The sequence below is a fragment of the Micromonospora sp. NPDC049900 genome (assembly GCF_044461025.1).
Taxonomy (GTDB): domain Bacteria; phylum Actinomycetota; class Actinomycetes; order Mycobacteriales; family Micromonosporaceae; genus Micromonospora.
The window spans coordinates 564,117-584,475 of the sequence record NZ_JBITKM010000002.1 but is presented as its reverse complement, the minus strand read 5'-3'; the positions used below and the strand labels follow the sequence as shown (position 1 = coordinate 584,475).

Sequence of the window (20,359 nt, the reverse complement as noted above, 5' to 3'; positions counted from 1 at the left end):
CTGGTAGGCTGGCGTGGACGTCGGCTGACCGACGTGGGGCCTCGCTGCCTGCTCGACGCCGCGGACGCGAGGGCCGTTCGTCGCCGGTGCCCTAGCCCGGCCCGACGAACCGTATCGACAACCCATCAGAACAGGGAGAACATGGCGCTCGACCAGCAGGCCAAGGCCAAGATCCGCGAGGAGTACGCGACCGCCGAGGGTGACACCGGGTCGCCCGAGGTGCAGGTCGCGGTCCTCACCAAGCGGATCGCCGAGCTCACCGAGCACCTGAAGGTGCACAAGCACGACCACCACAGCCGCCGTGGGCTGCTGCTGCTGGTCGGCCGTCGCCGTCGGCTGCTCAACTACGTGCAGAAGAAGGACATCAACCGCTACCGGTCGCTCATCGAGCGACTCGGTCTGCGTCGGTGACGTGACGGGGGGAGTGGCCCGCTGGGCCACTCCCCCCGTCGGCGTCCCACCCGAGACACGGGCCGCGCGCACCTGAGACAAGGGGAGCCGTCGGCGTACCGGTCTCCGGTAGTGGCCTCCGGAGGCCCCGGCAGTTCGCCGGTGGTACCGGGCGCTTCGATCGAAGACCGGCCGTCCGTACAGCTCCCGCGTCGTGGCCCCCGATGCGAAGGAGCACCACAGCACCATGACCGAGACCAAACTCGGCACCGAAGTCCGCACCGCCGTGATCGACAACGGGTCGTTCGGCACCCGTGAGATCACCTTCTCCACCGGTCGGCTGGCCCGTCAGGCCGCCGGCTCCGTCATCGCCCAGCTCGGCGAGACGGTCGTCCTCTCCGCCACCACCGCCGGCAAGCAGCCGAAGGAGCAGTTCGACTTCTTCCCGCTGACCGTCGACGTCGAGGAGCGGATGTACGCCGCGGGCCGGATCCCCGGCTCGTTCTTCCGCCGTGAGGGTCGCCCCAGCGAGGACGCCATCCTCACCTGCCGCCTGATCGACCGGCCGCTGCGTCCCTCGTTCGTCAAGGGCCTGCGCAACGAGGTCCAGGTCGTCGAGACCATCCTCGCGCTCGACCCGCAGCACCCGTACGACGTGGTGGCGATCAACGCCGCCTCGATGTCGACGAAGCTCTCCGGCCTGCCGTTCTCCGGCCCGATCGGGGCCACCCGGATGGCCCACGTCGACGGCCAGTGGGTCGCCTTCCCGACCCACGAGGAGCTGAGCCGCGCCACCTTCGACATGGTCGTGGCCGGTCGCGCCCTGGCCGACGGCGACGTCGCGATCATGATGGTCGAGGCCGAGGCCACCGAGCACACCGTCAAGCTGGTCGCCGACGGTGCCCCGGCACCCACCGAGGAGGTCGTAGCCAGCGGCCTGGAGGCCGCCAAGCCGGCCATCCGTGAGCTGTGCCGCGCGCAGAGCGAGCTGGCCGAGGTGGCCGCCAAGCCGGTCGCCGAGTTCCCGGTCTTCCTGGAGTACCAGGACGACGCGTACGACGCGGTCGCCGAGTTCGCACGCGCCGACGTCGCCGAGGCTCTGCAGATCGCCGGCAAGGCGGACCGCGAGGAGGCCCTGGACGCGGTCAAGGCCCGCCTGCTGGACGAGGTCGGCCCGCGTTTCGAGGGTCGGGAGAAGGAGCTGTCGGCCGCCTTCCGTTCGCTGACCAAGTCCGAGGTGCGCGGTCGCGTGCTGCGGGAGCAGGTCCGCATCGACGGACGTGGCCCGCGCGAGATCCGTCCGCTGAGCGCCGAGGTCGGCGTGCTGCCCCGGGTGCACGGCTCGGCGCTGTTCGAGCGTGGCGAGACCCAGATCCTCGGCGTCACCACGCTGAACATGCTGCGCATGGAGCAGGCGCTGGACACCCTCTCCCCGGAGAAGTCCAAGCGCTACATGCACAACTACAACTTCCCGCCGTACTCGACCGGTGAGACCGGCCGGGTCGGCTCGCCGAAGCGCCGCGAGATCGGGCACGGCGCGCTGGCGGAGCGGGCGCTGATCCCGGTGCTGCCGTCGCGCGAGGAGTTCCCGTACGCGATCCGGCAGGTCTCCGAGGCCCTCGGCTCCAACGGCTCCACCTCGATGGGTTCGGTCTGCGCCTCGACGTTGGGCCTGCTCTCCGCCGGTGTGCCGCTGAAGGCGCCGGTGGCCGGCATCGCCATGGGCCTCATCTCCGACGAGGTCGACGGCAAGACCCAGTACGTGACGCTGACCGACATCCTCGGTGCCGAGGACGCCTTCGGCGACATGGACTTCAAGGTCGCCGGCACCCGGGACTTCGTCACCGCCCTGCAACTCGACACCAAGCTCGACGGCATCCCGTCGGACGTGCTGGCCGCCGCGCTCCAGCAGGCGTACGAGGCCCGGCAGACCATCCTCGACGTGATGCAGCGGGCGATCGAGGCCCCGGCCGAGATGTCCGACTACGCGCCTCGGGTCACCACGGTGAAGATCCCGGTCGACAAGATCGGCATGGTGATCGGCCCGAAGGGCCAGACCATCAACGCCATCCAGGACGAGACCGGCGCCGAGATCTCCATCGAGGACGACGGCACCATCTACGTCGGCGCCACCAACGGCCCGTCGGCGCAGGCCGCGGTCGAGCGGATCAACGCGATCGCCAACCCGACCCTGCCCAAGATGGGCGACCGCTTCCTGGGCACGGTCGTCAAGACCGCGCCGTTCGGCGCGTTCGTCTCGCTGCTGCCGGGCCGCGACGGTCTGCTGCACATCTCCAAGGTGGGCGACGGCAAGCGGGTCGAGAAGGTCGAGGACTTCCTCAACGTCGGCGACCGGGTCGAGGTCGAGATCGCCGACATCGACCAGCGCGGCAAGATCTACCTCGACAAGGTCCGGCCGGAGGGCGCTGAGGCGCCCGCCGCCGAGGCCGGTGGCGAGCGGCCGGCCGGCCGCGACCGGGGCGACCGGGCTCCGCGTGACCGGGGCGACCGCGAGCGCGGTGGCGACCGGGGCGGGCGTGGCCCGGAGGGTGGCGAGGGCGGCGGGGACTCCCGTCCGCGGCGCCGCACCCGGCACAGCTGATCGCCGTTTAGGAGTACCGCACCGCTGACCGGCCGGGCGACACCGTCGCCCGGCCGGTTCGTGATCCACCACCCCTCGTCGTACTTGGAAGCAGGTTGCCGTGAGTCGGACCCGCCGTTCGTCCCCGCCCACGGCGCGACCGGGAGGGACACCGTCCGGCGTCCGGCACGCCGCCGCGACCACCCGGGCGGTGACCAGGACGTTGAGTGACGACCCACTGGGCGGTACGGTGCGCCGCACGGTGCTGCCCAGCGGGCTGCGGGTCCTCACCGAGGCGATTCCGGCGATGCGCAGCGTCTCGTTCGGCATCTGGGTGGCGGTCGGCTCGCGGGACGAGACGGGGCCGCAGGCCGGTGCCGCCCACTTCCTGGAGCACCTGCTGTTCAAGGGCACCCACAAACGGGACGCCCTGGAGATCTCCTCGTCGATCGAGGCGGTCGGCGGGGAAACCAACGCCTTCACCACGAAGGAGTACACCTGCTACTACGCCCGGGTGCTGGACGAGGACCTGCCCCTGGCCATCGACGTGATGTGCGACTTGGTCGCCGACTCCCTGATCGAACCGGCCGACGTGGAAACCGAGCGGGGCGTCATCCTCGAAGAGATCGCCATGCACGACGACGAGCCCGGCGACGAGGTACACGACCTGTTCACCCGGGCCGTCTACGGCGACCACCCGCTGGGCCGGCTGATCTCCGGCACGGCGGAGACGGTGACGCCGATGACCCGCCGGCAGATCCAGAGCTTCTACCGCCGCCGCTACGTCGCGCCGCAGATCGTCATCGCCGCCGCCGGGAACCTCGACCACGCGACCGTGGTCCGGCTGGTCCGGTCGGCGCTCAAGGACAGCCCGCTGGACACCGACCCGGCGACGCCCGCGCCGCACCGGCCGACCACCCCGGCGGTACGCACCGAGACCGCCACCGTGGTCGTCCACGCCAAGGAGACCGAGCAGGCGCACGTGGTGCTCGGCAGCCCCGGCATCGACCGGCTCGACGAGCGCCGCTTCGCCCTCGGCGTGCTCAACAACGTGCTCGGTGGCGGCATGTCCAGCCGCCTGTTCCAGGAGATCCGCGAGCGACGCGGCCTGGCGTACTCGGTCTACTCCTACGCCAGCCAGTACGCCGACACCGGCCTGTTCGGCGTGTACGCCGGCTGCGCCCCGGGCCGGGTGCAGGAGGTGCTGGAGCTGACCCGGGCCGAGTTGGCGCGTACCGCCGCGCAGGGCGTCACCGAGGCCGAGCTGGCCCGGGGCAAGGGGATGAGCAAGGGCTCGTTCGTCCTCGGCCTGGAGGACACCGGCTCGCGGATGAGCCGGCTGGCCAAGGGGGAGCTGCTCTACGGCGACCTGGTCCCGGTCGACGAGTTGCTGCGCCGGGTCGACGCGGTCACCCTCGACGAGGTCAACGCGCTCGCCGCCGACCTGCTCAGCCGACCCATGTCGCTGGCCGTGGTTGGTCCGTTCGGCGAGTCGGACTTCGTCGCCTGACCCGGCCGCCCGGGGGTGCGACCGTCGTACCCCCGGGGTGCCGCCGTCCCGATTGGGATAGGTTGTGCCGCGTGACTGACGAGCAGGAGAAGGGCGCGACCGGGCCGATCCGGGTCGGTGTGCTGGGTGCCCGGGGCCGGATGGGCCTCGAGGTGTGCAAGGCCGTCGACGGCGCCGCCGACATGGAACTGGTGGCCACGGTCGACCAGGGTGACCCGCTGACCGCCGTCGCGGAGGCCGGTGCGCAGGTGGTCGTCGACTTCACCACCCCGGACGTGGTGATGGACAACCTGCGCTGGTGCGTGGACCAGGGCGTGCACGCGGTCGTCGGCACCACCGGCTTCACCGGGCAGCGGCTGGACCAGGTGCGGGAGTGGCTCGGCGGCAGGCCGGAGCTGGGCATGGTGATCGCCCCGAACTTCGGCATCGGCGCGGTGCTGATGATGCAGTTCGCCACCCGCGCGGCCCGGCACTTCGAGTCCGTCGAGATCGTCGAGCAGCACCACCCGCGTAAGCTCGACGCGCCCAGCGGCACCGCCACGCACACCGCCCGCCTGGTCGCCGCGGCTCGCGCCGAGGCCGGGTTGGGCCCGATGCCGGACGCGACCACCGACGAGGTGCCCGGTGCCCGGGGCGCCGACGTCGACGGGGTACGCGTGCACGCGGTCCGGGCCACCGGCCTGCTCGCCCACCAGGAGGTGCTCTTCGGCACCACCGGCGAGACGCTGACCATCCGGCACGACTCGTACGACCGGGTCTCGTTCATGCCCGGCGTGCTGCTGGCCGTGCGCGCGGTGCCCAGCCGACCCGGGCTGACCCTCGGCCTGGACCCGCTGCTCGACTGAGCCCGGCCCGGGCGGCCGGGACGCGCGACGCGGGCCCCTCCCGGACGGAGGCCGTCGTGACGGACCGAGGCCGTCGTGACGGACCGAGGCGGTGTCCTACCCCTGCGTCGGGCCCTGTCGAGCTGAACCGTCTGCGCTATCGCTGCCCGGTCGGCCGCCCGTCACCGTCGGTCGGCTACGTGTGATCGGTCGCTGCCGGGCGGGCCGTCGCTGCCGGGCGGGCCGTCGCTGCCGGGCGGGCCGTCGCTGGTTGCTCGCTGCCGAGTGGGCAATCGGTGATCCGTCTCTGCTCTCAGCTCGACAGGCACCGGGGTGGCAGTACGTCTCCGTCGGGGGGCACCGGCGGATCGTGGCCGGTCGGAATAGGGCCGGCGACGGTCGAGCGACGGTCGCCGGGGTAGCGGTGCGTCCGAGCGACGGTCGTCACCGGGCCTGGCCGTCCGAAGGCCGCTCAGTCCGCCTCGGCGGGCGGGGCGGCGGGAGGGGCGGCCGGTTCGCCGGGTTCGCCCGCCTCGGTGGGCACCGCCACGTGCAGGCGGAGTTGCGGCACCAGCATGTCGTCCACGTCCAGCGCCCGGCCCGCCCCGTCGGGCTCCCAACCGGCCGCGCCGAGGAACTTCCGGGACGCCTCGTCGCCCTCGAAGACCCAGGCGAGCGCCCGGGTGAAGCCGGACTCCCGCCACAGGTCCACACTGGCGGCGAGCAGCCGGCTGCCGTGCCCGCGCCGACCCCAGCGCGGCTCCACCAGCAGGTCCGTCACCGCCACCACGCCGGTGCCGAGCGTGTCGGCCGGCTCGTTGGGGGCCAGGGCCTCCGCGTCGACCGGCCCGGAGGCGGCGAAGCCCACCAGATACGATTGCTCGGCCTGTTCGACGGCGACCAGCACCCGATGGGTGTCGCCGGGCGGCTGGCGCACCGCGGCGTCCCACCGCCGCGCGAGCCACGCCTCGTCGAGGTTCTCCAGCACGTGCCGGGGCAGCAGCCGCCGGTAGGCGACCCGCCAGGTCGCGAGCTGGATGCGGGCGATCTCGGCGGCGTCCTCCGGACGCGCCGGGCGGACAAACCCCAGAGCCATGGGACGACAGCCTACGCAGGGTGAGGGAGGCGACGGTGGCGCAGGGTGCCAGGCGGACGGTCGGACAGGTCGTCGCAGTGGTCGTACTCGCCGTCGCGGTGACCGCGTTCCTGTCCGTGGCGGCGGTCCGGCACGGCTTCTTCGACCTGCACGTCTATCGCGGCGCGCTGGTCTGGTGGGTGCACGACGGCGGTGAGATCTACGACTACCTCAAGCCCGGCACCCAGTACGGCTTCACCTACCCGCCGTTCGCCGCGCTGGTGATGCTGCCGATGGCGTACCTGCCCTGGCACGGGGCGATCGCGGTGAGCGTCGCCGCCGGGGTGGCCGCCGCCGCGGTGCTGATCTGGTGGCTGCTGGACCCGGTGTCCCGGCGCGCCGGCTGGACCCGCTGGTTCGCCTTCGCGGTGGCGCTCTGCCTGGCCGCCGCGTTCGAGCCGATGCGCGAGACCATCAACTTCGGTCAGGTCAACACGCTGCTGCTGTTCCTGGTCGCGGTGGACCTGCTGCGGCTGCTGCCGCGCGACAGCCGGTGGGCCGGTGTCGGCATCGGCCTGGCCACCGCGATCAAGCTCACGCCCGGCATCTTCCTGGTCTACCTGCTGGTCACCGGCCGCTGGCGGGCGGCGCTCACCGCCACCGGCACCGCCGCCGGAGCGACCGTGCTGGCCGCCGCGCTGTTCCCGGACGCCTCCCGCGAGTTCTGGACCTCCGCCCTGTGGAACACCGGCCGGGTCGGCGAGCTGGCCTTCGTCTCCAACCAGTCGCTGCGCGGCGTGGTGGCCCGGCTCGACCCGCAGAGCCCCAGCACGCTGGCCTGGCTGGCGCTGGTGGTCGCGACGGTCGTGGTGTGGATCTGGCGGTCGCGGGCCGCCGTGGCGGTCGGTGACGAGGCGGCTGGCCTGGCCCTGACCGGAGCGGTGATGTGCCTGGTCAGCCCGGTCACCTGGGTGCACCACCTGGTCTGGCTGCTGCCGGGGCTGGTGCTGCTGGTGGATCACGGCATGGCCGCTCCGTCGCGTAGCCGCCGACGCCGCCTGCTGCTGGCCGCCGCCACCGTCGGGTACGGCTTCCTGACCAGTCGGATCGTCTGGGCGTGGGAGCAGGACTTCAGCGGGGTCGACGGCTTCCTGTTCGGCAACACGTACGTCTGGATCAGCCTGGCGCTGCTGGCCTTCCTGCCGTTGGGCCGCCGGGACGGAACGCCGGGCCGGGGCGGCCCGTCGACGCCGGTCGCGCGGTCAGCCGTCGAGGCGACCGGTGTACCGCAACTCGACCAGCCCGATCGGCGGACGCCCGCCGGACAGTGGCACCGGATAGGTCGACTCCGCACCATCCGGTGACAGACCGGCTCGTTGGTAGAACCGGCGGGCCCGGTGGTTGTCCGCCAGCACCCACACCCGGTACTCCGACCAGCCGCGTTCCCGCAGGCCGTCGTGCGCGGCCGTGAACAGCGCCGCAGCCGTGCCGTCGCCCCAGTGGGCAGGTGCCACGTAGAGCGCCAGCACCTCGCCGTACGTCGGGTCGAGGTCGCCCCGGTCCTGGTCGTTGCGGTACGGCCCGAACGTGGTGAACCCGGCCAACGCCCCGTCGACCTCGGCGAGCAGGGTGGTGAACGGGTGCTCCGGGTCGGCCGTGCCGAGGGCCCGGCGGCGCTGCGCCCAGGCCACCGGGTTGAGCCGCTCCAACACCTCGTCCGGCATGATCCCGGCGTACCCGGCCTGCCAGCCGCTCACGTGCACTCGGGCGATCGCCTCGGCGTCCTCGGGTTCCTCCCGACGGATGGTGGGCATGGCTCCAGTTCTAGGCGGCGCGCGGCGTCAGGTCCAGTGTCCGCACCGGTGTCGTACGGGTGACGTAGCCTGCGCTGCGATGGTCGCACCGGAATCGCTCTCGCTCGCCCAGGCCCGCCGGGTGGCGCTGGCCGCACAGGGCTTCGCCGACCCGCCGCCCACCGGGGTGCCCACCCGCCGTCACCTGCGGCGGGTGCTCGACCGCGTCGGTCTGATCCAGATGGACTCGGTGAACGTGCTGCAACGCGCGCACTACCTGCCGCTCTACAGCCGGCTCGGGCCGTACCCGGCCGCGCTGCTCGACACCGCCGCCTACCGCCGGCCACGTGACCTGTTCGAGTACTGGGGGCACGAGGCGTCGTTGGTGCCGGTCGGCCTGCATCCGGCGCTGCGCTGGCGGATGGCGCGGGCACACACCGACGCCTGGGGCGGGATGCGCCGCATCGCCCGGGAGCAGCCCGCCCTGGTGGCCTGGGTCCGCGACGAGGTGGCCGCACGCGGCCCGCTGACCGTCGCCGAGATCGAACACGACGCGCCCCGGGAGACCGGCAACTGGGGCTGGAACTGGTCGGCGGTCAAGCAGGCGTTGGAATACCTCTTCTGGGCCGGCGAGGTGTGCGCGGCGGACCGCACCACCTCCTTCGCCCGCCGCTACGACCTGCCCGAACGGGTGCTCCCCGCCGAGGTGCTGAACGCACCGACGCCGAGCGACGCCGAGGCGTACCGCACGCTCGTCGGCGTCGCCGCCCGCGCGCTCGGGGTGGCCGCGGAGGTGGAGCTGCGCGACTACTTCCGCCTGCCGGTGGCCGGTGCCCGGCAGGCGGTCGCCGAGCTGGTCGAGGCCGGGGAACTGCGCCCGGTGACGGTGCCGGGCTGGCGGCAGCCGGCCTGGCTGCACGCGCAGGCCCGGGTGCCCCGCTGGGTCCGCGGCAACACCCTGGTCAGCCCCTTCGACCCGCTGGTCTGGGAACGAGGCCGCACCGAGCGGCTGTTCGGCTTCACCTACCGCATCGAGATCTACGTGCCCGCGCCGCAGCGGGTGTACGGCTACTACGTGCTGCCGTTCCGGCAGGGGGAGCGGTTCACCGCCCGCGTCGACCTCAAGGCCGACCGCAAGGCCGGGGTGCTGCTGGTGCCGGCCGCCTGGGTCGAGCCGGGCGCCGACCCGGGGGAGACCGCCGTGGCCCTCGCCGCCGAGCTGTACCGGCTCGCCGGTTGGCTCGGCCTGGACGCGGTCGCTCCGCCCTCCGCCGGTGACCTGGCCGCGCCGCTGGCCGCCGCGCTGCTGGGCGTGGCAGGTGTACGGTGAGCAACGTGACGAGCGTTGACCGACCGGGCGCCCAGCCACCCCCGCCCGCCGGCCATCCGGGGGACCACCCCGGCGGTCATCCGGGGACTTATCCCGGCGGCTATCCGCCGGGCTACTACCCGCCGATCGCCGAGCCCGACCGCCTCACCCGCTTCGTCACGCGCCTGCACGCGCGCACCCCGCGCTGGGTGGTGCCGCTGGCCGCCGTCGGGTGCGTCGCCGCCGGCATCGGGTACGCGCTGATCAGCGACCCGACCCGCTCCGCGCCGGACGCGCTGCCCAGTTGCCTGCTCAAACTCACCACCGGCCTGGACTGTCCCGGCTGCGGCGGCACCCGAGCACTCTGGTACGTCCTGCAGGCCGACCTGCCGGCTGCCGCGCGGCACCACTTCCTCTTCGTCTTCGCGCTGCCGTTCCTGGCGTACTTCTTCGTCGCCTGGGCCGGCAAGCAGGCGTTCGGCTGGCGCCTGCCCGAGCTGCGCGTCGGTCCGAGGCTGATCGGTGGTTTCCTCGCCGCCTGGCTGGCCTTCACGGTGGTCCGCAACCTCCCCTGGCCCCCCTTCACCGCCCTCTACGTCTAACCCCCACCCCACCCCCCCACCCCCCCCACGGCCTGCACCCCTGCCCCGCGTGATCAAGAAGTTTTGGTCGTTAACGCCGTCGTCCGTGACCGAAAGCTCTTGATCAACGCGGCCGGCGGGGTGGGAAGGCGTGGGGTGGTGGGTGGGGGTGGGGGTGGGGGGTGATGGGTGGGCCAACTACAGTCGCAGGAATGCCGGAGATGGTGCAGCCCCAGGTCAAGCTGATCGCGTGGACCCACTTCGACCCGCCGGAGGACGTGCCGTGGTCGACCGACGCGGACGGGGGACAGGCGCTCGCGGAGTTCGCCGGGCGGGCCTGCTACCAGAGCTGGAAGAAGCCGAACCCGGCGACCGCCACCAACGCCGGCTACCTCGCGCACATCCTGGAGGTCGGGCACCTCTCGGTGCTGGAGCACGGGTCGGTCAGCTTCTACTTCAGCGGGGTCTCCCGGTCGTTCACGCACGAGCTGATCCGGCACCGGCACTTCTCGTACTCGCAGTTGTCCCAGCGGTACGTGCCGGAGCGGGACGCGGCGATGGTGGAGCCGAGGGTGATCGCCGAGGACCCGGAGCTGCACAAGCGGTTCGTCGAGGCGGCCGAGGCGAGCGTGCGGGCGTACAACGAGTTGTTGGCGGGGTTGGAGCAGCACTTCGCCGACGAGCCCAACCCGACGTTGCGGCGTAAGCAGGCCCGGCAGGCTGCGCGGGCGGTGCTGCCGAACGCCACCGAGACGCGGATCGTGGTGACCGGCAACTACCGCGCCTGGCGGCACTTCATCGGTATGCGGGCCACCGAGCACGCCGACGTGGAGATCCGGGAGCTGGCGGTGGAGTGCCTGCGGCAGTTGCAGCGGGTGGCGCCGAACGTGTTCGCCGACTTCGTCGTCTCGACCCTCGCCGATGGCACCGAGGTGGCGGCGAGCCCACACATCGCGGCATCCTGAGCGGGAGAGCCCTTCCGCTCACCGAGGGGTCCTGAGGCCTTCCCCGGCGGCCGACCGCCGGCCGTCCGCTAGGTTGTCACCATGACGCACGACCACCTTGACACACCGGTCCGGGCGGCCTCCCGCCCCTTCGGACGAGTGCTCACCGCGATGGTGACCCCGTTCACCGCCGACGGTGCGCTCGACCTCGACGGCGCCGCGCGACTCGCGGACCACCTCGTGACCGAGCAGGGCAACGACGCGCTGGTGGTCAACGGCACCACCGGCGAGTCGCCGACCACCACGGACGCGGAGAAGGAACGCCTGATCCGGACCGTGGTGGAGACCGTCGGTGAGCGGGCCCGGGTGGTGGCGGGGGTCGGCACCAACGACACCCGGCACACCGTCGAGCTGGCCGCCACCGCGGAGAAGGCCGGTGCGCACGGGCTGCTGGTGGTGACCCCGTACTACAACAAGCCGCCGCAGGCCGGGTTGCTGCGTCACTTCACCGAGGTGGCCGACTCCACTGGCCTGCCGGTGATGGTCTACGACATCCCGCACCGCGCCGGGGTGCCGATCGAGACCGAGACGCTGGTCCGGCTCGCCGAGCACGGCCGCATCGTCGCGGTCAAGGACGCCAAGAACGACATCACCGCGACGAGCTGGGTGACCAGCCGTACGGACCTGGCGTTCTACAGCGGCGACGACGCCTTCACGCTGCCCGCGCTCGCGGTCGGGTGCGTCGGCGTGGTCGGCACCTCGACGCACTTCACCGGGGCCGACACCAAGCGGATGATCGAGGCGTACGACGCGGGGGACACCGCGACCGCGCTCGCCCTGCACCGTCGGCTGCTGCCGCTGTTCACCGGGATCTTCCGTACCCAGGGCACGATCCTGGTCAAGGCGGGTTTGAACGCGTCGAAGCTGCCCGCCGGGCCGGTCCGGTCGCCGCTCGTGGAAGCCACCGAAGACCAGCTCGCCCAGCTCCGCGCCGACTGCGCGGCGGCCGGGCTACCGCTGCCCGAATGATCAAACGACACGACGGACGCCGGGTGACGGCGTCGCAGAATGAGGTGAACGCGTGACCGAGGCGCACAACGAGGAGGCCCAACTTCCCCCGCCGCTGCCGGAGGGCGGACTGCGGATCATTCCGCTCGGCGGGCTCGGCGCCATCGGCCGGAACATGACCGTCTTCGAGTACGACGGCAAGCTGCTGGTCGTCGACTGCGGCGTGCTCTTCCCCGACGTGGAGCAGCCCGGCGTCGACCTGATCCTGCCGGACTTCGGTCCGATCCTCGACCGGCTCGACGACATCCAGGCGATCGTGCTGACCCACGGCCACGAGGACCACATCGGCGCGGTGCCGTACCTGCTCGCCCACAAGCCGGACATCCCGTTGGTGGGCTCCCAGTTCACCCTCGCACTGGTCGAGGCGAAGCTGGCGGAGCGGCGGATCCAGCCGTACACGTTGACGGTGCGCGAGGGCGGCCGGGAGCGGCTCGGTCCGTTCGAGTGCGAGTTCTTCGCCGTCAACCACTCGATCCCGGACGCGCTGGCGGTGGCCATCCGTACGCCGGCGGGCCTGGTCCTGCACACCGGCGACTTCAAGATGGACCAGCTTCCGCTGGACGGTCGGATCACCGACCTGGCCGGGTTCGCCCGGCTCGGCGCCGAGGGTGTGGACCTGCTGCTGTCGGACTCCACCAACGCGGAGATCCCCGGCTTCGTCACCCCGGAGCGGGAGATCGGCCCGGTCCTCGACTCGATCTTCGCGAAGGCGCGCGGCCGGATCATCGTCGCCTCGTTCGCCTCGCACGTGCACCGGGTGCAGCAGGTCTTCGACTCGGCGCTGGAGCACGGCCGCAAGGTCGCGCTGATCGGCCGGTCCATGGTCCGCAACATGGGTATCGCCCGTGACCTGGGGCTGCTCAACATCCCGGCGGGTCTGGTGGTGGGTCTGGACGAGGCCACGTCGATGCCGCCCGAGCAGATCGTGCTGATGTCCACCGGGTCGCAGGGCGAGCCGATGAGCGCCCTGGGCCGGATGGCCAGCGGCGACCACCGGCACATCACGATCGCCCCGGGCGACACGGTGGTGCTGGCCTCGTCGCTGGTGCCGGGCAACGAGACCTCGGTCTACCGGGTGATCAACCGGTTGGCCCGGGCCGGTGCGGTGGTGGTGCACAAGGACGTGGCCAAGGTGCACGTCTCCGGTCACGCTCCCGCCGGTGAGCTGCTCTATCTGCTCAACGTGGTGCGGCCCAGCAACCTGATGCCGGTGCACGGGGAGTGGCGGCACCTGCGGGCGCACGCCCGCCTCGGCATCGAGTCCGGGGTGGCGGCCGACCGGGTGGTGCTCTGCGAGGACGGCGACGTGGTCGACCTGGTGGAGGGGCGGGCCAGCCTGGTCGGGCGGGTCAAGAGCCGGTACGTCTACGTCGACGGTCTGGCCGTCGGTGACGTCAGCGAGTCGCTGCTCACCGAGCGTCGCATCCTCGGTGACGGCGGGTTCATCGCCGCGACCGTGGTGGTGGATTCGGTGACCGGCAAGGTGGTCGCCGGGCCGACCGTGTCCGCGAAGGGCTTCTCGGAGGACCAGCAGGCGTTCAACGCGGTGATCCCGCTGGTCACCGAGGCTCTCAACCGGGCCGCCGCGGACGGCATCACCGACCCGCACCAGCTCCAGCAGATCGTCCGCCGCACCGTGGGCCGCTGGGTCAACGACGCCTACCGGCGTCGGCCGATGATCGTGCCCACTGTCGTCGAAGTCTGAACCGTTCGGTCCATCCGCCCGTACTCCGATCCGGCAGGCGTGCCCCGCGCCCGCCGGGAGGAGCATGGCGGATGGACCGCAGACGATTGACAGCCATCGGTGTCGTGGTGGCGGCGGTGGGCGCGGCGGCGGCGGTGGCCCTGCCGTCCTTCGCCGGTGACGGCAGCGCGCCGAGCACCGCGCCGACCGGCCAGGCCGTGGCGGGCGCCGACGCCGAGGTGGTCGAGGCCATGCGTCGGGACCTGGGGTTGGACCAGGCGCAGGTCGCGGCGCGGCTGAAGACCGAGCGTTGGGCCAGCGGGGTCGTCGACCAGCTCCGGGCGGACCTCGGCGGGGACTACGCCGGTAGCTGGCTGAGCGCCGACGGCGGCCAGCTCAACGTCGGGGTCGCCGACGCGGCCCAGGCACAGCGGGTACGCGCCACCGGCGCGGTGCCGAAGGTGGTGGAGCGCGGCGTCGGCCAGCTCGACGCGATCAAGACCCGGATGGACCGGACCGCCGCGCGGGCCGAGGACGTCTCCGGCTGGTACGTCGACGTCGCCACCAACAGCGTGGTGGTGCTCGCCGCTCCGGGTGCCGAAGCGGCCGGCTGGCGTTTCGTGGCTCGTGCCGGCGTACCCCGCCAGGCGGTCCGGATGGCCACCGAGGAGCAGCCGCGCCTCTTCGCCGACGTCCGTGGCGGTGAGCCGTTCTTCGTCGGCGCAGGCCGCTGCTCGGTCGGCTTCGCGGTGGTCGGCGGCTACGTGACCGCCGGGCACTGCGGCCGGGTCGGTGCCCGGACCTCGGGTGCTGACGGCGAACTACAGGGCGTCTTCCGGGCCTCCTCCTTCCCCGGCGACGACTGGGCCTTCGTGCAGGTCAACCAGAACACCCGGGTGCTGCCCGAGGTGACCGACTTCCGGGGCGGCATCGCCCGGGTCGCCGGTTCGCAGGAGGTGCCGGCCGGGTCGTCGATCTGCCGGTCCGGCTCCACCACCGGCGTGCGCTGCGGCACCGTGCAGGCCCGCAACGCCACCGTCCGCTACCCGGAGGGTCTGGTCAGCGGTCTGGTCCGGACGAACGTCTGCGCCGAGCCCGGTGACTCGGGTGGTTCGTGGATCTCGGGCAACCAGGCGCAGGGCGTCACCTCCGGCGGCTCGGGCGACTGCGTACGCGGTGGCACGACGTTCTACCAGCCGGTCAACGAGATCCTGCAACGCAACAACCTGACGCTGCTCACCACGCAGAACTTCGCCACGTTGGGCAGCCGACGCTGATCCCCCTTCGGCCCGGTCGGACGCGTCACGTCCGGCCGGGCCGTCGCATGTCCGCTCAGGGCAGGGCGGCGACCGCCTCGGCGTACGCGACGCCGGTGCGGACCGCCGCGTCGACCAGCACCGTGACCTGTGCCGGGGCGACCCCGTACGCCAGGTCTGTGGTCACCTCGCCGGCCAGCACCAGTTCACCCCCGCCCGGATCGTGCACGTACGCGCTGGGCAGCAGCCGGTCGCGGTTCCACCCGTTGCAGAACGCGTACGCCTCGGCGCGCCGGGCGGCCGGCAACCGCCGACCGGCGACCACCCGGGCGTGCAGGATCTCGCCGCGTTCCCCGGCCCGCCGGAACTGGATCACCGCGTCGCCCCAGCGCCCGAGCACGGTGCCGGTCGGATCGAGGGCGTACCCGTCGCCGCGCCGGTCCAGCGCCTCGGTGATCATCCCCACGGTCAACGCGCCGATCTCGTCCGCCGGACCGGTCCCGTCGCCCGTCGTGACCTCGACACCGGTCGTGTCGCCACCGGACCCGGCCGGTGGAGGGTCGCCGGGCCACGGCTCGTGGTCCGGCTCGATCTCGTCCTCGCCGGGCAGCGGCACCGGCTCGGCCAGCGGGCGTTCGGCCAGCCAGGCGGCGATCCGGCCGGACTGGTGCCCGGTGCCGTTGCGGGCGTCGAAGCTGCCGGCCAGCGCGGTCGCGACGGCGAGCAGCTCGGCGCCGAGCGCACTCACCGTGACCTGCGCCGCCGGCCGTCCCCGGTACGCCGGTCGGTGCACCGGGCCGTCGCCGTCGTCGGCGGCACGGGCGCAGACCAGCGCGCCGGCGGCGGTGAACTCCATCACCGACCGGTCGTCGTGCGGCTGGTCCAACCGGGGCAACTGCTCGACCAGGATCGCCAGTCCGCGCCCGGGGTACCCGCCGAGGGCGCAGAAGCGCAGGTGGGTGGCGAGGTGACCGAACCCGTCGGGTTCGACCCGGTGCCGCCGGTACGCGCGCACGTGGGCGCGGGCCGCCCGCTGCGTCTCACCGGCCCGCAGCCAGGGCAGCAGGGCCCCGGTCAGGGCCGCTTCGGGCTGGGCGGTGCAGCCGTGCGGACCGTCCAGGACGGACGCGACGACGGCGAGCGCCGCGGTCCAGTCGCCCCAGCCGGCGAGCAGGTCGGCCTGGCGTACCGGCAGACAGTCGGGGCATCCGGCGGCCGGGTCGCCGGTCGCGGCCTGCCACCGGCGTAGCCAGTGCCGGGCGGTGGGCTCGTCGCCGAGGTGGTCGGCGATCCGGCAGCGCACCTGCGCCACCACCGCGTCCGTGTCGTGGCCGTGCAGCGCCGCCGTCGCGACGTCGGTGTCGGTGCCGAGCAGGTGGGCGGCCTGGTCCAGGCCGATGCGGGGGGTGCCGAGCAGGGCTTCGGCGGCATACCGGCGGTAGCGGCGCAGCGTCTCGTCGTCCGGGCCGCCGCGGTCCGGCCGGGTGCGGGCGGCGGCGTCGAGGCAGCGCCGGACGGGCTCGAACAGCCGCCACCGCTCGCCGCCGCGCAGGTGTGTCTCGACCAGTTCGGACCAGGCGGTCCGGGCGGTGGCGGGGTCGCCGACCGCCTCGGCGAGGGCGGCGACGCGTTCCAGTTCGGCGATCCGCGCCTCGCCGTCCGGCATGTCCCGGGCGTCGTGCAGCGCGGCGGCGGGCCGTTCGCCGGGAGCCGGCGCGCTGCTCCGGGTGCGCTGTCGACCCCGTCCGGGGCCGGTCGGCCAGCCGGTCACGACCGCGCCGACCCGACGAGCCGGCCCACCTCGGCGGCCAGCCTGCGGCCGGTGGAGATGCCCCGGCCGAGCAGCCGGTCGAGCTGGTGCGGGGTGACGCCGCGTTCCAGGTCGGTGATCACCTCTCCGCAGACCCGGGCCCGGCCGGCGTCGTCGACGTGGACGAACGCCTTGGGCCAGAACAGGTCGTGGTTCCAGGTGTTGCAGAACCCGTGCAGCCGGGGCACCTCCGCGACCCCGAAGGCGGGCGTGGCCACCGTGCGGACCTGGAGGATCTCGCCGTCGTCCCCGGCACGCAGGAACCAGATGTGGCCCTCGGCCCACCGGCCGACCAGCGCGTCCCCGTCGGCGGTGACCGGGTGTCCCCGGTGCGCCAGCACGGCCGAGACGAGGTCGTGCGTCAACGGCCGCAGTGCCGACGGGTGTCCGGCCAACGGTCCGTCCTCGAACTCCGGCGACGCCATCGGGCACCCTTCGGTCCGGCGATTATCACGGCAGGTGGCGGCGTCCGTGCTGCGACACGCGGACGCGACCAGTAAGACCGGCGTATCCCCGGGACCGCCGTTACGGTGATGCTATGGCGGGCCGTACCTCTCAGGCGAGCCGCCGACGCGGCGCGTCGCCGCGCGGTGGCACGAACAACAGTCGTGCCCGCCAACCGGCGAAGAAGACCCGGGCGCCGGTCCGGCGTCGCACCACCACCCGGGGACCGGGCCCGGCGGCGTACGTCGGGCGGGCGGTCCGTGCGGTGTGGATGGGCCTGGCGCACAGCGTCGGGTGGGCGGTACGCGCCACCGGTCGACAGGCCGCCTCCGCCGCCGACATCGATCCGGAACACCGTCGCGACGGTGCCGGACTGCTGGTGATCGGCCTCGCTCTGCTCACCGCAGGCGCACTGTGGTTCTCCGGGGCCGGCCCGCTGGGCGCCCAGCTCGCCGACACGATCCGGCTGTTCCTCGGTGCCATCTCCATCGTCGTGCCGGTGCTGCTCGGCATCGGCGCGTGGCGGCTGATGCGGCAACCCGGCGACCCCGAGCACCGGGGCCGTGGCCTGATCGGCTGGGGCTCCATGCTGGTCGCCACCGCCGCGATGCTGCACATCGGCCAGCAGCCGGCCGATCCCGGCGAGCGGGACTTCGCCGGTGGCCTGGTCGGCGCGGGCGTGGGCAGCCTGCTGGAGCGTGCCGTCACCGCCTGGGTGGCGGTGCCGCTGCTGCTCCTGCTGCTGGTGTTCGGGCTGCTGGTGGTGACCGCGACCCCGATCAACAAGGTGCCCGAGCGGCTCGGTCTGCTGGCCGGGACCGTGATCGGCCGCACCGAGGAGGAGGACGAGGCCGGGACGCCCGCCACGCCGCCGAGGCGACGGCCGGCGAAGCGTACGCCTCCGCCGATCGACCCGGACGACTTCGAGGACCTGGACGGGGTGGACCTCCAGGAGACCGTCGTCCTGCCGCGCAAGGCACCGTCCCGGGTGCCGGCCAGCCGCAAGCCGGCCGAGCCGCCGGAGCACTCGCCCGCGCCGACCCGGGCCGAGCAGCTCGCGCTGACCGGGCTGGCCGGGGACTACGCGCTGCCTCCGGCGAACATGCTGAGCACCGGTGCCGCGCCGAAGAGCCGCAGCAAGGCCAACGACGAGGTGATCGCGGCGCTGACCGGCGTCTTCGACCAGTTCGACGTGGACGCGGCGGTGACCGGTTTCACCCGGGGGCCGACGGTGACCCGGTACGAGGTCGAGCTGGGCCACGGCGTCAAGGTCGAGCGGATCACCCAGCTCTCCCGCAACATCGCGTACGCGGTGAAGTCGCCCGACGTCCGCATCCTGAGCCCGATCCCGGGCAAGAGCGCGGTGGGCGTGGAGATCCCGAACACCGACCCGGAGAACGTGGCGCTCGGCGACGTGCTGCGGTCGCGGGCAGCCACCAGCGACCACCACCCGATGGTGGTGGCCCTCGGCAAGGACATCGAGGGCGGCTTCGTGGTGGCCAACCTGGCCAAGATGCCGCACATCCTGATCGCCGGTGCCACCGGCGCGGGCAAGTCGAGCTGCCTCAACACCCTGCTGATGTCCATCCTGACCCGGGCCACGCCGGACGAGGTGCGGCTGCTGCTGATCGACCCGAAGCGGGTCGAGCTGACCGGCTACGAGGGCATCCCGCATCTGGTCACCCCGATCGTCACCAACGCGAAGAAGGCCGCCGACTCGCTGGAGTGGGTGGTCCGCGAGATGGACATGCGCTACGACGACCTGGCGGCCAACGGGGTCCGGCACATCGACGACTTCAACCGCAAGGTGCGCAGCGGCGAGATCAAGGCACCGCCGGGCAGTGAGCGGGAGATGCGCCCGTACCCGTACCTGCTGGTGATCGTGGACGAGTTGGCCGACCTGATGATGGTCGCGCCGCGCGACGTGGAGGACTCGATCGTCCGGATCACGCAGCTCGCCCGGGCCGCCGGTATCCACCTGGTGCTGGCCACCCAACGGCCCTCGGTCGACGTGGTGACCGGCCTGATCAAGGCCAACGTGCCGTCCCGCCTGGCGTTCGCCACCTCGTCGCTGGCCGACTCCCGGGTCATCCTGGACCAGCCCGGCGCGGAGAAGCTGCTCGGGCGCGGCGACGGCCTGTTCCTGCCGATGGGCGCGTCGAAGCCGGTACGGATCCAGGGCGCCTGGGTGACCGAGCGCGAGATCGTCGACGTGGTGAAGTTCTGCAAGGACCAGCGCGAGCCGGAGTTCCGCTCCGACGTGCTGACCGCCGCGCAGGAGAGCAAGAAGAAGATCGACGAGGACATCGGCGACGACCTGGACCTGCTGGTGCAGGCGGTCGAGCTGGTGGTCACCTCGCAGTTCGGCTCGACCTCGATGCTCCAGCGCAAGCTGCGGGTCGGGTTCGCCAAGGCGGGCCGCCTGATGGACCTGATGGAGACGCGGGGCGTGGTCGGGCCCTCCGAGGGGTCCAAGGCCCGCGACGTGCTGATCAAGCCGGACGAGTTGGAAGAGGTCCTGGAGGGGCTGCGGGGCACGGAGGGCTGACCTCGGTGCCGCCTGGCCGGTCGGTCGGCGCCGTCGCACCAGACCGACCCGCAGACGTGGGGGGGGGGGGCCCGGGGGGGGGGGGGGCCCCCCCCCCCCGGGGGGGGGGGGGGGGGGCGGCGGGGGGGGGGGGCGGGGCCCGGGGGGGGGGGGGGGGGGGCCCCCCCCCCCCCCCCCCCCCGCCGGGGGGGGGGGGGCCGGGGGGGGGGGGGGGGCCCCCCCCCACGTCTGCGGCGGCGCGGGTCAGCTCGCGAGGGCTGCCGCGAGGACCAGGTTGAGCAGGATCGCGGCCACGCCCGCCCCGGCGGCGTACCAGCCGAGTGGCTTGTCGCCCTGCACCGCGCCGGCCACCCCGAGCCCGACGGCGACCAGGCCGAACAGCAGCGGGAACAGGAACAGCGCGAGACCGGCGAAGACGAAGCCCAGGATCGTGCAGATGCGGGCGGCGTTGGTGCGCGGGCGGGTGCCGGCGTGCATGTTGGCCATGATCTCCTCCGGTGGTCAACTCGTCGTTGATCGGCCAGTACCCATGTCGGGGCGCC

General features: G+C 73.1%; 17 protein-coding genes. 12 read left to right on the top strand and 5 right to left on the bottom strand.

Annotation, left to right across the window (positions count from 1 at the left end):
• The first annotated feature begins 141 nt into the window (after nt 1-141).
• From rpsO to dapB, 4 genes are all read left to right on the top strand, one after another.
• Nucleotides 142-411, top strand: coding sequence for a 30S ribosomal protein S15 (gene rpsO / locus ACIBMZ_RS07110; protein WP_117226670.1), 270 nt, complete (start codon nt 142-144; stop codon nt 409-411).
• A 226-nt stretch (nt 412-637) separates the two neighbouring features.
• Complete coding sequence (locus ACIBMZ_RS07105; protein WP_396691664.1) at nt 638-2,992, top strand: polyribonucleotide nucleotidyltransferase; 2,355 nt, start codon at nt 638-640, stop codon at nt 2,990-2,992.
• A 100-nt stretch (nt 2,993-3,092) separates the two neighbouring features.
• Nucleotides 3,093-4,481 carry a M16 family metallopeptidase gene (locus tag ACIBMZ_RS07100; protein WP_396691663.1) on the top strand — a complete coding sequence of 463 codons (1,389 nt, stop codon included), beginning with the start codon at nt 3,093-3,095 and terminating at the stop codon, nt 4,479-4,481.
• 71 nt (nt 4,482-4,552) lie between these two features.
• Nucleotides 4,553-5,326, top strand: a complete 774-nt coding sequence (gene dapB / locus ACIBMZ_RS07095) for a 4-hydroxy-tetrahydrodipicolinate reductase (RefSeq protein ID WP_396691662.1) — start codon at nt 4,553-4,555, stop codon at nt 5,324-5,326.
• Between the two features lie 451 nt (nt 5,327-5,777).
• Here dapB and ACIBMZ_RS07090 read toward each other — a convergent pair whose 3' ends face one another.
• Nucleotides 5,778-6,401, bottom strand: coding sequence for a GNAT family N-acetyltransferase (locus ACIBMZ_RS07090; RefSeq protein WP_396691661.1), 624 nt, complete (start codon nt 6,399-6,401; stop codon nt 5,778-5,780).
• A gap of 35 nt (nt 6,402-6,436) precedes the next feature.
• On the opposite strand from ACIBMZ_RS07090, the gene ACIBMZ_RS07085 reads away from it, so the two are divergent.
• Nucleotides 6,437-7,744, top strand: coding sequence for a glycosyltransferase family 87 protein (locus ACIBMZ_RS07085; RefSeq protein WP_396691898.1), 1,308 nt, complete (start codon nt 6,437-6,439; stop codon nt 7,742-7,744).
• Here ACIBMZ_RS07085 and ACIBMZ_RS07080 read toward each other — a convergent pair.
• Nucleotides 7,643-8,194, bottom strand: coding sequence for a GNAT family N-acetyltransferase (locus ACIBMZ_RS07080; RefSeq protein WP_396691660.1), 552 nt, complete (start codon nt 8,192-8,194; stop codon nt 7,643-7,645). The genes ACIBMZ_RS07085 and ACIBMZ_RS07080 overlap by 102 nt on opposite strands.
• Nucleotides 8,195-8,273: 79 nt before the next feature.
• On the opposite strand from ACIBMZ_RS07080, the gene ACIBMZ_RS07075 reads away from it, so the two are divergent.
• The 6 genes from ACIBMZ_RS07075 (at nt 8,274) to ACIBMZ_RS07050 (ending at nt 15,036) form a co-directional block, all read left to right on the top strand.
• A complete protein-coding gene (locus ACIBMZ_RS07075; RefSeq protein WP_396691659.1) occupies nt 8,274-9,503 on the top strand; it encodes a winged helix-turn-helix domain-containing protein in 1,230 nt (409 codons plus the stop codon).
• The gene (locus tag ACIBMZ_RS07070) at nt 9,500-10,084 is read left to right on the top strand and encodes a DUF2752 domain-containing protein (protein WP_396691658.1); all 585 of its coding nucleotides are present in this window, start codon (nt 9,500-9,502) and stop codon (nt 10,082-10,084) included. Before ACIBMZ_RS07075 ends, ACIBMZ_RS07070 begins: the two co-directional genes overlap by 4 nt.
• A gap of 200 nt (nt 10,085-10,284) precedes the next feature.
• Nucleotides 10,285-11,028, top strand: a complete 744-nt coding sequence (gene thyX, locus ACIBMZ_RS07065) for an FAD-dependent thymidylate synthase (RefSeq protein WP_396691897.1) — start codon at nt 10,285-10,287, stop codon at nt 11,026-11,028.
• A gap of 81 nt (nt 11,029-11,109) precedes the next feature.
• Entirely contained in the window at nt 11,110-12,036 is a 927-nt protein-coding gene (dapA, locus tag ACIBMZ_RS07060) for a 4-hydroxy-tetrahydrodipicolinate synthase (protein ID WP_396691657.1), read from the top strand.
• Nucleotides 12,037-12,088: 52 nt separating this feature from the next.
• Nucleotides 12,089-13,780 carry a ribonuclease J gene (locus tag ACIBMZ_RS07055; protein ID WP_396691656.1) on the top strand — a complete coding sequence of 564 codons (1,692 nt, stop codon included), beginning with the start codon at nt 12,089-12,091 and terminating at the stop codon, nt 13,778-13,780.
• Nucleotides 13,781-13,851: 71 nt separating this feature from the next.
• Nucleotides 13,852-15,036, top strand: coding sequence for a S1 family peptidase (locus tag ACIBMZ_RS07050; RefSeq protein ID WP_396691655.1), 1,185 nt, complete (start codon nt 13,852-13,854; stop codon nt 15,034-15,036).
• A gap of 55 nt (nt 15,037-15,091) precedes the next feature.
• On the opposite strand, the gene ACIBMZ_RS07045 is transcribed toward ACIBMZ_RS07050, so the two are convergent.
• Nucleotides 15,092-16,786, bottom strand: a complete 1,695-nt coding sequence (locus ACIBMZ_RS07045; RefSeq protein ID WP_396691654.1) for a YbjN domain-containing protein — start codon at nt 16,784-16,786, stop codon at nt 15,092-15,094.
• Nucleotides 16,783-17,250 carry a YbjN domain-containing protein gene (locus tag ACIBMZ_RS07040; protein WP_396691653.1) on the bottom strand — a complete coding sequence of 156 codons (468 nt, stop codon included), beginning with the start codon at nt 17,248-17,250 and terminating at the stop codon, nt 16,783-16,785. The genes ACIBMZ_RS07045 and ACIBMZ_RS07040 overlap by 4 nt, the downstream gene beginning before the upstream one ends.
• Nucleotides 17,251-17,363: 113 nt before the next feature.
• Here ACIBMZ_RS07040 and ACIBMZ_RS07035 point away from each other — a divergent pair, with 113 nt between their 5' ends.
• Nucleotides 17,364-19,817 (top strand): DNA translocase FtsK 4TM domain-containing protein, encoded by a 2,454-nt coding sequence (locus ACIBMZ_RS07035; RefSeq protein ID WP_396691652.1) that lies wholly within the window; start codon nt 17,364-17,366, stop codon nt 19,815-19,817.
• Nucleotides 19,818-20,060: 243 nt separating this feature from the next.
• On the opposite strand, the gene ACIBMZ_RS07030 is transcribed toward ACIBMZ_RS07035, so the two are convergent.
• Nucleotides 20,061-20,303, bottom strand: a complete 243-nt coding sequence (locus tag ACIBMZ_RS07030; RefSeq protein WP_396691651.1) for a hypothetical protein — start codon at nt 20,301-20,303, stop codon at nt 20,061-20,063.
• Between the last annotated feature and the right edge of the window lie 56 nt (nt 20,304-20,359).

Coding starts and splice junctions, on each gene's coding strand:
- ACIBMZ_RS07035 (WP_396691652.1), top strand. CDS start 17,364: ATGGCGGGCCGTACCTCTCAGGCGAGCCGCCGACGCGGCGCGTCGCCG.
- thyX (WP_396691897.1), top strand. CDS start 10,285: ATGGTGCAGCCCCAGGTCAAGCTGATCGCGTGGACCCACTTCGACCCG.
- ACIBMZ_RS07050 (WP_396691655.1), top strand. CDS start 13,852: ATGGACCGCAGACGATTGACAGCCATCGGTGTCGTGGTGGCGGCGGTG.
- ACIBMZ_RS07040 (WP_396691653.1), bottom strand. CDS start 17,250: ATGGCGTCGCCGGAGTTCGAGGACGGACCGTTGGCCGGACACCCGTCG.
- ACIBMZ_RS07030 (WP_396691651.1), bottom strand. CDS start 20,303: ATGGCCAACATGCACGCCGGCACCCGCCCGCGCACCAACGCCGCCCGC.
- ACIBMZ_RS07080 (WP_396691660.1), bottom strand. CDS start 8,194: ATGCCCACCATCCGTCGGGAGGAACCCGAGGACGCCGAGGCGATCGCC.
- dapA (WP_396691657.1), top strand. CDS start 11,110: ATGACGCACGACCACCTTGACACACCGGTCCGGGCGGCCTCCCGCCCC.
- rpsO (WP_117226670.1), top strand. CDS start 142: ATGGCGCTCGACCAGCAGGCCAAGGCCAAGATCCGCGAGGAGTACGCG.
- ACIBMZ_RS07105 (WP_396691664.1), top strand. CDS start 638: ATGACCGAGACCAAACTCGGCACCGAAGTCCGCACCGCCGTGATCGAC.
- ACIBMZ_RS07090 (WP_396691661.1), bottom strand. CDS start 6,401: ATGGCTCTGGGGTTTGTCCGCCCGGCGCGTCCGGAGGACGCCGCCGAG.
- ACIBMZ_RS07075 (WP_396691659.1), top strand. CDS start 8,274: ATGGTCGCACCGGAATCGCTCTCGCTCGCCCAGGCCCGCCGGGTGGCG.